Here is a 13,777-nt window from a genome sequence, read left to right as displayed (position 1 = left end):
GTTAGCGGACCGCTTTCTTCAGCGCCGAGCTGCGGTGGCCGGGGCCGTCGTCGCCGGCCTTGTCGATCTTGGCGAGGATCGCGTCGAGCGCGCGGCTGATCGCGGTCTGGGTGCGCACCATCTCGACCTTCGGCCAGGCGGTGCGCTGACCGGTGTCGATCAGTTCGTCGATGTCGTCCTGCGCGAGGTCGGACAGGATCTTCGTCGGCGACCAGAATTTGGGCGGGCGGATGATGTTGATGTCGCCGGTATATTCCTGGTTGATCACCGAACGCGCCATGTTCGCGAGGCTGTTGAGCGGCGGCACCAGTTCGAGCGGCTTCTGGAAAATCACCATGTTCGCGTTGAGCCACGCCTTGAAGGTCGCGATCGACGCGTGTTGAATGGCCTCGATCGGCGCCATCTGCTTGCGCGTATCGGTCGCGAAGGGCAGCGCGAGCGGGTTCGCCTGACTGACGATATGGTGGTTGACCCCGTACAACCGTTCGAGCCGCTTGGTCGGAATGTCGTGCGTCACCGATCCGTCGACCCAGCGCCGGTCGGGCTGATAGGCCACGCGGTTGCCGTCCTCGTCGCGCGCCATCAGCATGACCGGCGGGAAGACGCCGGGCACCGCGCACGACGCCAGCACCGCTTCGCGGATCAGCACGTTCGGCGCGGTGATCGCGTTCAGGAGGCGGCCGTTCTGATACTTCTCCGCGGGAGCGACCGAGACATTGAGGTGGCGGCCGCTGATCTCGTATGCTTCCTGAAACGTCAGGTCGGGGATCAGTTCGGCAAGGCGGTCGCGCACCTCGTCGGGCGCGAGACGCTTCATCTCGGGATCGCGCGCGGGATTGGCGAGACGCTTGCTGTCGAGAAAGGGCCCGACGTCGGCGTCCTTGCGCGTGCAGACGATCGCGGCGACGATCGATCCCCCGCTCGATCCCGCGAGGATGTTCGGCAGCACGCCCTGCTCCCAGAGCGCCTTCACGACGCCGACGTGGAAGAAGAGGAAGCTCCCCGAACCCGAGAGCAAGAGCGCCGAGCGGCCGTAGCAATGTTGCGCGCGGCGGAAGAAGTCGCGCTTCTCCTCGCGCGGGATCGAGCGCGATGCGGCGATCTTGTCGAGCGCGGCGACGACCTCGGCGACATAGGCCTCGATCAGCTTCTTCGTGCCGAAGCGCGCTTTCTGGTAGAGGCGCTCGGCCCCCATGCCGTCGATATTGCCGTGGATGCCCTCGTTGAGGACGAAAAGCAGCCCCTTGACGTCACCCGCCGCCGACAGTTTGCGAAGCTTTTCCAGCCTTGCCCGAATGGCCTTATAATCGAAATGCCGGCTCTCGTCGGAATCGCGCCACGCCTGCATTCCCGACTTTACGTCCGCGGCAAGCGCCGCTTTCGACCAGGCGGCATAGTCGGATGCGCGTACAAGCTCGGCGTCAGCGCTGAGCGTCGGGGCAAAAATCATTCGGTCATCCTGCATTGTTTCTATTTTTAGCGATTCTTGCTGGTTACGTTGTCTTTGGCAACTGTTTTGACATCGCTGTCGCGCACTCGTCGACCCGGACACCCACTGTCGTCATCCCGGACTTGATCCGGGATCCATCACGCCGGCGCAAAAGTGGATCGCGGATCAAGTCCGGGATGACGAAGAAGGAGGGGGCCTCTTCTTCCCCTTCACAAGGGCCTTATCTTTCGCCTTCGGCTTGGTGGCAGGTTTCGGGGCAGGCTTCGCTTTTGCCTTGGGTTTCGTGGCCAGCTTGGGCGCCGCTTTTGGCTTTGCCGTGGCGGTTTTCGGTGCGGCGGGCGCCTTCTCCGCCTTCGGCGTCGCCGCCATCAGGTCGGCGAAACTTTCGTCGATGCATGTCCGGAAAAAGGCGATGTCGGGCATGATCGCGCGCTCGCTGATGATCGAGAAGGCGATGCGGCCGTTGTAGCTTGGGGTCGCGACGAACAGCCCCATATTGTTCGCGAGCGGCGCCATGCCGTGCTGCTGCACGAGCTGCGCGCCCGCGAGGTAGAGCGGCACCTGCGCGCCGGGCACGTTCGAGATGAACAGGTTCGTCCCGCGCACCGCGAACCGCTCGCTGGTGATAATGCGCGCGACCGCGGCCATCGTCGCGCCGGGAATATGCTGCGACAGGTCGGTCATGATCCGCGCGCTGACGCCCGCCTTCGCCTCTTTCGCCTCGACCGTATAGTCGCGGATCGCCGCGAGGCGCGCGAGCGGGTCGGCGATGTCGGTGCGCACCGGCACGCTCATCGCGGAGACCTGATTGCCGGGCGTGCTCGCTTTCCCCGCGCCCTTTTCCTTGCCGCGCAAATTGATCGGCGCGACCGCGACAAGGCTCTCTTTCGGCAGCTCCTTGTGCTTCGCGAGATATTTGCGCAGCGCGCCGCCGACGGTGGTCAGGACGACGTCGTTGACCGTCGCACCCGGCACCTTCTTGCGGATTTCGGCGACGTCAGAGAGTGCCACCGTCGTTCCGTCGAACATCTTGTGCGGGCCGACGGGGGCGTTGAAGCGCGTTTCGGGAACGCCGGCGGTCATCCCGCCCTCGGCCATCGACTTGCGCGCCGACGCGACGATCGCGGGCGAAACCTTGAGCAGGGCGTTCATGAACTTCACCGGCGACTGCATCGACGCCGACCAGGCGCGTGTCACCGTTTCGGCGCTCGACGGCGGACGGCCGAGCTCTTCGGCCGGCGGCGGCTCGGCAATCGCAGGGGTGCCCTTCGCGTCGATGTCGCTCATCGCGATGAAGGCGTGCGCGCCCGACGCGCCGTCGACCGCGGCATGGTGGACGCGGTGGAGCATCGCGAAGCTGCCCTTCGGAATCCCCGTTATGCGGTCGAGCCCCTCGATGATGTAGATGTCCCAGAGCGGCCGGTTCATATCCATCGGCTTCGAGAAATAGCGCGCGACCGCGATGCAGAACTGCCGCCAGTCGCCCGGCTCGGGCAGGCGCGCGTGGCTCATGTGCGCTTCGATGTCGAAATGCTCGTCCTCGACCCAATAGGGATGGTCGAGATCGAACGGTAGCCGGTGGAGGCGGCGCTTGAACAGCGGCGAGGTGTGCACGCGGCTTTCGACGTGGCGGATGATGTCCTTGAAGCGCACGAAGCCGCCCGGCGCGGTCGAGGGGTCGTAGATATAGACCCCCATGATGTGTGTCAGATTGTTCGCGGTCTGCGTGTAGAGGAACTGGGCATCCTGCGCGCTGAGCTGTTTAAGCATGTCGGGTTCCTTTGCAGTTCCACAATATCGTCATCCCGGCGAAGGCCGGGATCTCGCCCTCGCAACTGGACGCAACGGCGAGATCCCGGCCTTCGCCGGGATGACGAGAATGAGGCGGCAGCTTATGCATCACCTGCCCCCGGTAGTTTGTCGGCAAGCGCCGTCGTCGACAGGCGCATCGATTCCATGGCGCCCGCGAGCCCGCGAAGTTCCGCGAGCAGCGCGCGCCGTGCGGCGAGGCTGTCGGGGGTCGCGGTCTCGGCAAGGCCCATATGCCGCATCAATGACAGCCCGTTTTCAAAGAGCAGCTTGCCGATCGCGGCCTCGCTGCTGATCCGGCGGAGCAGATAGGCCTGGCGCCCCTCGACCAGCGCGGTGTCGAGCAGCGTCTTCGTATCGACCTCGTACCCCGGCCGAGCGCGGGTCAGCAGCTCGGCGACGACCGAATAGGCCTCGGCGAACGGCAGCAGTATCGCGTGTCCGACGACGGGCTGGCAGCGGTGGATAAGCTGCGCGACGCCGCGGTCGCCGCTCGCGAGGCGGCGGTCCCAGACGGGGTCGATGCGCGCGAGTTCGGCCTCGATCGCGGCGCGATGCTCGTCGCGCGGGGGATAGAAGAATTCGAATTTGAACAGATCGCGCAGGCGGTCGATCTTTGCCCAGAAGGCCGCGGTCGCATCGCCCTCGCCGCTTTCGCGCAGCTGGAACAGCGCCAGCTCGATCATCGCGCGATCGAGGAAATGATGCGCGATGATGTTGCGGTAATAGCTCGCCATCGGATGCTTGGCGGGGTCGATCGAATAGACATTCTCGCTGCCCGCCTCGTAGCGGGTGAGCAGACCGCTCTCGACGAGCGTGTCGACGGTGGCGGAGAGCGCGCTGTCGTCGCGGCTTTCGAGTTCGCTGCTGAGGCGAATGCCGCGCTCGCGCGCCCAGTCGGTGACCGCCGCAATCGCCGCGAGCAGTTCGGCCGCGGTCGCGCCGCGCGGGGCGAGGCCGAGCAGGATCAGGCACATCACCGAGGTGACGGTCAGCGGCGTCACGCGGTTCGCCTCGACCGCGACCGCGAAGGCGATCCGTTCGAGCGCGCGCTTGTCGTCGGGGCCGGGGGCTTCGTCGATGATCACCGGATTGCCGATGTCGAGGCGGATGCGGCCCGAGGGTTCCTTCAGGCTCTTCATATAGCCGAGGAACCACGACAGGCTTTCGGGCTTCTTGTTCCGGCCGGTCTGCTCCGCGGCATATTCCTCGACGTCGCGGATCAGGTCGAAACTGGTGACGAAGGGGACGAAATGGACGCCCTGCGTGCCCGTCGCGTGCGCGGCATCGAGGACATATTTCATCAGGCCATATTTGGGCGGCATCAGCTTGCCGAGGCGCGAACGCGTCCCCTCGAACGCCCAGCTCAAGGGGAAGCGCTTGGCGAGGAGCCAGGCGATATAGTGGCGCAGCACGAGCTTGTAGACCGGCTGGTCCTGAAAGCTGCGGCGGATGAAGATCATCCCCGAGCGTCGGAAGAATTCGCCCATCACCGCGAAGTCGAGGTTCGCGCCGCCGAAGCTGTGCAGCATCGGCATATCATTTTCATAGGTGAGGCGGCTCGGCGTCGCGCCGTCGATATAGGTCTTGTGCGTGAAGAGGATCGCGGTCGGATGTTCGCGTAAAATACTGCGTAATTTCAATAGCTCAGCAGCATCAACCTCCATTTCGGGCGCGTAGCCGCCGAACATCAAGCGGTCGAGACGTGCGCGAAGATCGAGAAAAAGCGCCGACGGCCGCGCAATGACCTCCTTCATCAGCGGCCGTGCCTCGCGGTAGAGATCGCCGACCGGACGCCCCGTCTTCTCGGCGAGATCGGCGAGCGCGGCGCGGAATTTCGGGCTGGTGCGCAGGCCGTCGGCGACGAAGCGCGGCACCTTGTATCGTGTTCCCCGGATGCCGCGCTCGGCGACGTCGAGTGCCAGCGCTGCCTGCCGCGCGACGAAGCTCGCGAATTCGGGGCTGTCGGCGCCCTCGCCATCGCCGCCGCCCGTCTGCGCACAGAAACGATCGCGGAGCGTGTCGAGCGTCGCCGCCTCGCCGACGAGGATTTGCGCGCGCCGCCGGTCGCGAAGCAGTATCAACCGCGCGCGCAGCGAGCCCGGATGGCGCGGATCGCCGAAGATCAGGTGGCGGAGCTTGAGCGCGCGGTCGCGGTCGAAGCCCGGGATGCGCCATGCGACGCGCAGCGGCACGACCTGCCGCGACGCCGCCCCTCCGAGCCGCGCGCGCAGCACGTCGACGGGCAGCGCATGATCGCCGTCCTCGATATCGAGGCTCGCCCACTGCGGTTCGCTGTCGCCCGACGTCGAACGGATCCAGTCGAGCAAGATGCGCCGCTCGACCCCGTTGCGCGCGTCGATGATGTAGAGCCGGTCGGCCGCCTCCTCCGCCACGATCGGGTTGCGGGGCGTTCCGTCGGCCACCGCTTAGCCGGTCTTTCCCTTGCGGGCGGCCGGCTTTTTAGGCGCAGCCTTTTTCTTGGGCGCCGCTTTCTTCGCTGGAGCCTTTTGGGCGGGCGCTTCCTTTGCCGCGGCCTTCTTCACCGGTTCGGGCGCCGGCGCTTCAGCCACCTCGTCCTCTTCCTCGGTCTGGCCGAGCGTGCGCAGGAACATGTTCCGCACGTCGCGGACATGCGTGTTCAGCGTCTTGACGCTCCATTTCGACGTATCGACCGGCGGCAGCACGGTGACGCGCACCGTCGCGGGGCGCATCACGAACTCATTCTTTGGCGCGACATCGGTGGCGTTGTGTATCACAATCGGGACGATCGGCACGCCCGCCTGCATCGCCAGATGGAAGGCGCCCTTCTTGAACGGCGCCAGCTTCGGGGTCAGCGTGCGCGTGCCCTCGGGCGAGATACAGATCGACTTGCCCTCGTGGCGGATCGCATCGACGAGCGGTTCCATCGCCTTGATCGCGCTCTTGCCGTCGGCGCGGTCGACGAAGACGGTGCCGCCCCATTCCATCAGCTTGCCGAGGATCGGAATGTCCCTGATCTCCTTCTTCCCCACCCCGCCCATGTCGCGGCGGATGAGCTTGGCGAGGATCATCACGTCCGCCTTGCTCTGGTGGTTGAAGATGAAGATGCACGGGCGCGACGACCAGAGATGGCGCTCGTCCTCGACCTCGAGCTCGACGCCGGTGATCGCGGTCGCAAAATCGCCGAACAGGCCGATCGAGAAATTGGCCGCCTCGCGCTGCGAGCGGGTGAGCGCCCAGATCGGAAGGCCCGCGGCGAAGGCACCGAGGAGCGAGCCGGTCGCATAGATGGTGCGCGTATAGTCGATCCACGACGGCGTGCCCCGACTTGCGAAACGCTGGACCGGCCAGCCCCGCTCGTCGGCGATGCCCTTCAGCTTCATGTTGGGGTTGAGCGGGCGCGGCTTGCCGACGCGTTCGAGCAGTTCGATATCGTCGTCGCTGTCCGAATAGAAAAAGCTCTGGTCGAGATCGAGGCCGTACTCCGCCGCCAGTTCCTCGGCCGCAAGCACCTTGCCCTCGCCGAAGCATAAGGGTCGGATGATCTCGCCGGTGAAGACGCCATCCTCGATCTCGTAGGCCGAACATTTGATGTCGGTGATGCCAAGGTCGCGTGCGGTCGGTTCGATCTGATAGATCGTCGCCGACGAAATGATCGCGACGCGGTGGCCTTTCGCCTGATGCGCCTCGATGATCGCGCGCGTTTCGGGATAGATTTTCCGCGCGATATGCTTCTTGTACAGTTCCTCGCCGAATTCGACGAAGCTTTCCTCATCGACGCCCTTCATGAATTTGGCGGCAGCGGACATCAGCCCGGAGAAACCGATCTGGCCGAGGCTGTGCTGCGCGACGACCTGCGCGGTCTCGGCAATCTCCTCCATCGACATTTCGCGGCGCTGGAATTTCTCGCGCAGCATCGCGGTCGCTGAATAGCCCGAGATGATCGTTCCGTCGAAATCGAAGAGCGCGGCAATATGCGATCCTGGTTCGGACGCGAGTACTTCTTCCAAATGCGGCTGCGGCCTCGGCACGCGCATCTCCCCACCAAACGGCTATGTTGCCGCTTTCCCCTGCACGATGGCAGTAAAGATGGCGTTTATCAATGGCGCGAAAGCGTCGATGCCTCGCGAGCAAGTGCCTCGATCTGGGCCGGGTCGAGCGGCCCCGACGGGACGATCCAGCTACCGCCGACGCAGAGTACCGCATCGAGCGCGAGCCATTCGGGTGCGGTCGCGGCGCTGATCCCGCCGGTGGGACAGAAGCGCGCGGTTCCGAAGGGTCCGGCGAGCGCCTTGAGCGCCGGGATGCCGCCGCTCGTCGCCGCGGGGAAGAATTTGAAGCGCGAGAGGCCAAGGTCCATGCCGCGCATGATGTCGCCGGCGTTGGCGGTGCCGGGCAGGAAGGGAATGCCGCTTGCGACCGCCGCCTTGCCGAGAGTGTCGGTGAGGCCGGGCGAGACGATGAATTCTGCGCCCGCGTGGATCGCACTGTTCAGCATCGCGGGGTCGAGCACGGTGCCCGCACCGACGACCGCGCCTTTCACCGCCTTCATCGCCGTCAGTGCGTCGAGCGCGGCGGGGGTGCGCAAGGTCACCTCGAGTACCGGCAATCCGCCCGCGACGAGCGCTTCGGCCATCGGCACCGCATCTTCGACCCGGTCGATCACGATCACCGGGATGACGGGGGCGAGGCGCATGATCTGGTCGATGGACTGGCTCAAATGACGGACTCCATGGCAGCAAGGATGGCCGACCCGCCCTTTTCGGCTTCGTCGGCATGATGGCGGAACAGGGCAAACAGCTCGCGGCCGACGCCGAGAGCGGGCGGCGGGGCGGCGGCGGGGGTGCGTGCGGCCCAGATGGCGGGATCGACGAGCGCGAGCACCTCGCCGTTGCGGGCGCAGACGCGGACGATGTCACCATCCTTCAGATATGCGAGCGGACCGCTGATGCCATCAACGCCCGGCAGCGCTTCGGGCGAGAGGTGGATCACCGCAGGCACCTTGCCACTCGCGCCCGACATGCGCCCGTCGGTGAGCAGCGCGACGCGGTACCCCTTGTCCTGCAGCACGCCGAGCGCCGGGGTCAGCTTGTGCAATTCGGGCATGCCGTTGGCGCGCGGCCCCTGGAAGCGGACGACGACGACGACATCGCGATCGAGCTCGCCCGCCTTGAACGCGGTCAGCACCTGATTCTGGTCGTCGAAGATGCGGCACGGCGCCTCGATCGTCCAGCGATCCTCGGCGACCGCGCTCGTCTTGATGATCGCGCGCCCGAGATTGCCCGCGAGCAGCCGCATCCCGCCGTCGGGCGAGAAAGGCGCCGAAACGGGGCGCAGCATCGTATCGTCGCGGCTCTCGACAGGGGCGGCCTGCCAGTGAAGTTCGTCGTTCACAAGCACGGGCTCGGCGGCATAGTCGGCCATCGTCCCGCCGACGGTCAGCACATCGCCATGGAGCAAGCCCGCCCCGAGCAATTCGCGCACGACATAGCCGATCCCGCCGGCGGTATGGAAATTGTTCACGTCGCCCGCGCCGTTCGGATACACGCGCGCGAGCAGCGGTACTGCGTGGCTGAGCTCGTCGAAATCCTGCCAGTCGATGATGATCCCCGCGGCGCGCGCGATCGCGGGCAGATGGATCGCATGGTTGGTCGAACCGCCGGTCGCGAGCAGGCCGATCGCGGCGTTGACGATCGCCTTTTCGTCGATGCAGCGCGACAGCGGACGGTAATCGTCGCCGTCCCAACCAATCTGCGCAATCCGGTGCGTCGCGGCGCGTGTCAGTTCCTGACGGAGCTTGGTGCCGGGGATGGTGAAGGCGCTGCCGGGGATATGCAGCCCCATCAGCTCCATCATCATCTGGTTGCTGTTCGCGGTGCCGTAGAAGGTGCAGGTGCCGGCGCCATGATAGCTCGCCGCCTCAGCCTCCAGTAGCTCGTCGCGGCTCGCCTTGCCCTCGGCATAGAGCTGGCGGACGCGCTGTTTTTCCTTGTTCGCAAGGCCCGAGGGCATCGGTCCGGCGGGAATCAGGATTTGCGGCAGGTGGCCGAAGCGCAAAGCGCCGATCAGCAAGCCGGGCACGATCTTGTCGCAGATGCCGAGCAGCAGCGCGCCTTCGAACATCGCGTGGCTCAATGCGATCACCGTGCCTTGTGCGATATTGTCGCGGCTGAACAAGGACAGGTCCATGCCCGCCTGTCCCTGCGTCACGCCGTCGCACATCGCCGGAACGCCGCCCGCGACCTGCGCGGTGACGCCAACCTCGCGCGCGAAGAGCTTGATCTGCTCAGGGTAGCGGCCATAGGGCTGATGCGCCGAGAGCATGTCGTTATAGGCGGTGACGATGCCGATGTTCATCGCGGCGCCCGCGCGGATGATGGGCTTGTCGTCGCCCGCGGCGGCGAAACCGTGGGCGAGGTTGCCGCAGGAGAGGCTGCCGCGGTTCGTCCCCGCTTCGCGCTGGCGCTCCATCAGCTCGAGATAGGCTGCGCGGCGGGGTTTGCTGCGCTCTATGATGCGGTCGGTGACCTGGACGATGGTTGGGTGGAGATCAGTCATATATTTCCTCGTCGCCCCCGCGAAGGCGGGGGCCGCTATAGGCACAGCGCAAGGTTGCCAGCGGCCCCCGCCTTCGCGGGGGCGACGTGTATGCCTCAGTCATGCCAGCTCGCTCCGTCGCGCTCGATCAGCGCGATTGCACTCGACGGTCCCCAGCTTCCCGCCGTGTAAGTCTGCGGCGCCATATCGACCGCCGCCCAGGCATCGCGGATCGAATCGATCCACTGCCACTGCGCCTCGACCTCGTCGCGGCGCACGAAGAGGGTCTGGTCGCCCTCGATGAAATCGAGCAGCAAGCGTTCGTATGCGATGCGGCGGCGCTCGCCCTCGAAGCTGTGCGAGAGCGACACGTCGAGCGTGACCTCTTTGAGCTTCACGCCGTCGCGGTCGAGCCCCGGCTGCTTCGCCATCACCTTGACCCGGATATTTTCTTCGGGCTGCAGATTGATGATCATGCTGTTGGCGTCGAGCTTGCCCGCGCCCACGCGCGCGAAGATATTGTGCGGCACCGGCTTGAACTGGATCAGCACCTCCGACTTGCGCTGCGGCATCCGTTTGCCGGTGCGCAGGTAAAAAGGCACGCCCTTCCAGCGCCAATTGTCGATGAAAGCCTTGATCGCGACGAAGGTTTCGGTGTTCGACGGATGCCCGAGTTCGTCGGCATAGCCCGCGACCGCGGCGCCATTCACGGCCCCGCTCGTGTACTGGCCCTTCACGCTGTGCGCCTTGACGTCGTCGGCCTTGAGCTTGCGCAACGAGCGCAGCAGCTTGACCTTTTCGTCGCGCACCGCGGTCGACGACACGCTCGACGGCGGCTCCATCGCGATGATCGCGAGCAGCTGGAGCATATGGTTCTGGACCATATCCTTGAGCGCGCCGACCCCGTCATAATAGGAGACCCGGCCTTCGAGCCCGACGGTCTCGGCGACGGTGATCTGGACATGATCGATCGCCTGCGCGTTCCACAGCGGTTCGAAGAGCATGTTCGCGAAGCGCAGCGCGAGAAGGTTCTGGACCGTTTCCTTGCCGAGATAATGGTCGATGCGGAATACATGGTCTTCGGCGAAGGCGTCGCCCACCTGTTCATTCACCTCGCGCGAGGAGGCGAGATCGTGGCCGATCGGCTTTTCCATCGCGATACGGCATTCGGCGCAAGCGATGCCCGCAGCTTTCAGTCCCTGCGCGATCGGACCGAACATCGACGGCGGGGTCGAGAGATAGGCACCGATCGTCCGGCCGAGCCGGTCGCCGAGCTGCGCCGCGAGCGCGTCATAACCGGTCCCCGCACCGGCATCGACCGAACAATAATCGATGCGCTCGAGGAAACTCGCGACGTGACCGTCATCGAGCCGGTCGGCAGGAAGATGGTCGACCAGTGCTTCGCGTACCATCGCATGGCAGCCGCTACGCTCCATCTTCGATCGGCCCGAGGCGATGATCGTCAACTCGTCGGCAAGCAGCCCGTCGACGTGAAGGTTATAGAGCGAGGGAAAGAGCATCCGCTGCGCAAGGTCGCCCGTTGCGCCGAACAGGATCAGGGTCTCGACTTTCACGCTCACTTGGGTCCCCTTGAATAGCTTTTCAGAATTGGAGGATGCCCCCAGCGAATGCAACGCGCATACGTAAGCCGCATACGATGTCTGCGCTTGGCAAAATCGCCACACTTGCCTTAGGGAGCGGCCATGCCCGACAGCGCCCTCCCCTATGATGTCATCGTCGTCGGCGGCGGTGTCAATGGCGCGGGGGTCGCGCGCGACGCCGCGGGGCGCGGCGCACGCGTGCTGCTGCTCGAAGCGGGCGACCTCGCGCGCGGTACCTCGTCGGCCTCGACCAAGCTGATCCACGGCGGGCTGCGCTATCTCGAACATTATGAATTCGGACTGGTGCGCGAGGCGCTGAAGGAACGCGAAATCCTGTGGAGCATCGCGCCGCACATCATCTGGCCGCTGCGCTTCGTCCTGCCCTATCGCGAGGGGCTGCGCCCGCGCTGGCTGCTGCGGCTCGGCCTGTTCCTCTACGACCATATCGGCGGACGCAAGAAGCTGCCCGCGACGCGTTCGGTCGATATGGGGCGCCATGTCGCCGGCGAACCGTTGCAATCGCAATATGTGAAGGCCTTCGAATATTCGGACGGCTGGGTCGACGATGCGCGGCTGGTGCTGCTCAACGCACGCGATGCCGCCGATCGCGGTGCGCGGGTCAAGACGCACACCCGCGCCGACCTGATGCGCGTCGAGGACGGGCTGTGGGTGGTCGAGGCGAGCGACGATCGCGGGCACAGCTATCGCTTCACGGGCAAGAGCCTTGTCAATGCAGCGGGCCCGGCGGTCCTCGACGTGCTCGGCCGCGCCTCGGCACCGCCCGACTACAAGATGCGGCTGGTGCGCGGGTCGCACATCGTCGTGCGCCGGAAGTTCGAGCACGACTATGCCTATTTCTTCCAGCTTCCCGACGGGCGCATCTTCTTCGCGATTCCCTATGAGCGCGATTTCACATTGATCGGCACCACTGACCAGGACCATGACGGCGCGCTCGGCGATATTCATGCGAGCGCCGACGAGATCGAATATCTCTGCGAGGGCGCGAGCCAATATTTCGAGGTGCCCGTCGTCCCGGCCGATGTGGTCTGGACCTATTCGGGGGTGCGGCCGCTGATCGAGGACGGGTCGGGCAAGCCCGAGGCGGCAACGCGCGGCTACCGGATCGACCTCGACACCGACGAGGGCGCGCCTTTGCTCACCATTTATGGGGGCAAGATCACCAGCTACCGCCATGTCGCCGAACATGCGGTCGACAAGCTGGCGGAGCATTTGGTCGTGCTGTCGGGCAAACGCTGGACCGCGAAGGCGCCGCTGCCGGGCGGAACCTTCCCGACCAGCGGCGCCGCGGCGCTGCGGGCCCGCTACAAGCTCGCCCACCCCTTCCTGTCCTCGGCGACCGTCGACCGGATCGTCAAGGCCTATGGCACCGACGCGGCCCAATGGCTCGGCAAGGCCGAGGATTGGGATGCGCTCGGCGGCGAGATCGCCCACGGCCTCAGCGCCGCCGAGGTCGAATGGATGATGACCCACGAATGGGCGCGCGACGTCGACGATATCCTCTGGCGGCGCAGCAAGCTGGGACTGCTGTTCAACGAGGCGGAGGTGGCGAAGCTGGCCGCCTGGCTGGAGGCCAAGCGGCCGCTCTCGCAGCCGGCCTAGGCCGCCACCAGCGCCAGTGCGTCGGCGCCCGCTGGGAAGTGCGACCTGCCGCTCGTGTCATGCACCGCCGCCCACACCGCTTTGGCGACATCGCCCTCGGTCGTGAACAGCGCCGGTTCGGCCATTCCGGCGAGGATCGGCGCGGCATAGCTGCCATAGGGTTCGGGCAGCACATCCTCGAGCTTGATGTCGGTGTTCGCCGCGAACGCGGTCGTCGGGCCGTAGCCCGGCTCGACGAGCTTCACCGACATGCCGAGTGGCGCGAGTTCATGGGCGAGGCTGCCGGTGAATCCCTGGATCGCGGTCTTGCTGCCGGTGTAGGCCGCCGCGAGCGGGAAAGGCGCGAGCGTTGCCGACGACGTGACGTTGATGATCGTGCCCGAGCCCCGTTCGCGCATCTGCGGGATCACCGCCTGCGTCATCGCGATCGTGCCGAGCGTGTTCGTCGCATAGACGTCGCGGATCTTCGCCATCGGCGAATGCTCGAGCGCGCCGAACAGGCCGATGCCGGCATTGTTGACGAGCACGTCGATCGGGCCCGCAAGCTCGATCGCCAACGCGATGCTGTCGGCGTCGGTGACGTCGAGCGCCAGGACGCGGAGACGGTCGGACGTGTCGAAGAGGTCTAGACGCGGGGTGCGCATCGTAGCGACAACATTCCAGTTCCTGGCCAGGAAGTGGCGGGCGGTTTCGAGACCGTAGCCCGACGAGCTGCCGGTGATCAGGATGGTCTTCATCTTTCGTCCTTTCATGCTTGCGATAGAAAGCACCTAGTCAC

Annotated in this window: 9 protein-coding genes; 1 reads left to right on the top strand and 8 read right to left on the bottom strand. The window is 65.6% G+C overall.

Annotated elements, in window-relative coordinates; all coding sequences use genetic code 11:
• Position 1: 1 nt before the first annotated feature.
• The 7 genes from QOL68_RS02900 to zwf all read right to left on the bottom strand — a co-directional run bounded on the left by QOL68_RS02900 (position 2) and on the right by zwf (position 11,298).
• A complete protein-coding gene (locus QOL68_RS02900; RefSeq protein WP_282946774.1) occupies positions 2-1,450 on the bottom strand; it encodes a DUF3336 domain-containing protein in 1,449 nt (482 codons plus the stop codon).
• Between the two features lie 165 nt (positions 1,451-1,615).
• Complete coding sequence (locus QOL68_RS02895) at positions 1,616-3,220, bottom strand: wax ester/triacylglycerol synthase family O-acyltransferase (protein ID WP_282946772.1); 1,605 nt, start codon at positions 3,218-3,220, stop codon at positions 1,616-1,618.
• Between the two features lie 122 nt (positions 3,221-3,342).
• Positions 3,343-5,685: a glycerol-3-phosphate 1-O-acyltransferase gene (locus QOL68_RS02890; RefSeq protein ID WP_282946770.1), complete on the bottom strand. Its 2,343-nt coding sequence runs from the start codon at positions 5,683-5,685 to the stop codon at positions 3,343-3,345.
• A gap of 3 nt (positions 5,686-5,688) precedes the next feature.
• Positions 5,689-7,278 (bottom strand): HAD-IB family hydrolase, encoded by a 1,590-nt coding sequence (locus QOL68_RS02885; protein ID WP_282946768.1) that lies wholly within the window; start codon positions 7,276-7,278, stop codon positions 5,689-5,691.
• Between the two features lie 62 nt (positions 7,279-7,340).
• Positions 7,341-7,961, bottom strand: coding sequence for a bifunctional 4-hydroxy-2-oxoglutarate aldolase/2-dehydro-3-deoxy-phosphogluconate aldolase (eda, locus tag QOL68_RS02880; RefSeq protein ID WP_282946766.1), 621 nt, complete (start codon positions 7,959-7,961; stop codon positions 7,341-7,343).
• The gene (gene edd / locus QOL68_RS02875; RefSeq protein ID WP_282946764.1) at positions 7,958-9,799 is read right to left on the bottom strand and encodes a phosphogluconate dehydratase; all 1,842 of its coding nucleotides are present in this window, start codon (positions 9,797-9,799) and stop codon (positions 7,958-7,960) included. The genes eda and edd overlap by 4 nt, the downstream gene beginning before the upstream one ends.
• A 95-nt stretch (positions 9,800-9,894) precedes the next feature.
• Positions 9,895-11,298, bottom strand: coding sequence for a glucose-6-phosphate dehydrogenase (gene zwf / locus QOL68_RS02870; RefSeq protein WP_282948248.1), 1,404 nt, complete (start codon positions 11,296-11,298; stop codon positions 9,895-9,897).
• A gap of 183 nt (positions 11,299-11,481) precedes the next feature.
• On the opposite strand from zwf, the gene glpD reads away from it, so the two are divergent.
• Entirely contained in the window at positions 11,482-12,999 is a 1,518-nt protein-coding gene (gene glpD, locus QOL68_RS02865) for a glycerol-3-phosphate dehydrogenase (protein WP_282946762.1), read from the top strand.
• On the opposite strand, the gene QOL68_RS02860 is transcribed toward glpD, so the two are convergent.
• Complete coding sequence (locus QOL68_RS02860; protein WP_282946760.1) at positions 12,996-13,736, bottom strand: SDR family oxidoreductase; 741 nt, start codon at positions 13,734-13,736, stop codon at positions 12,996-12,998. The two genes, glpD and QOL68_RS02860, sit on opposite strands and share 4 nt — an antisense overlap.
• Positions 13,737-13,777 lie beyond the last annotated feature (41 nt).

The organism is Sphingopyxis sp. Geo25 (assembly GCF_949769135.1).
Lineage (GTDB): Bacteria > Pseudomonadota > Alphaproteobacteria > Sphingomonadales > Sphingomonadaceae > Sphingopyxis.
Note: the sequence above shows the minus strand (reverse complement) of the source record. Positions and strands in the feature narration are given on the sequence as shown.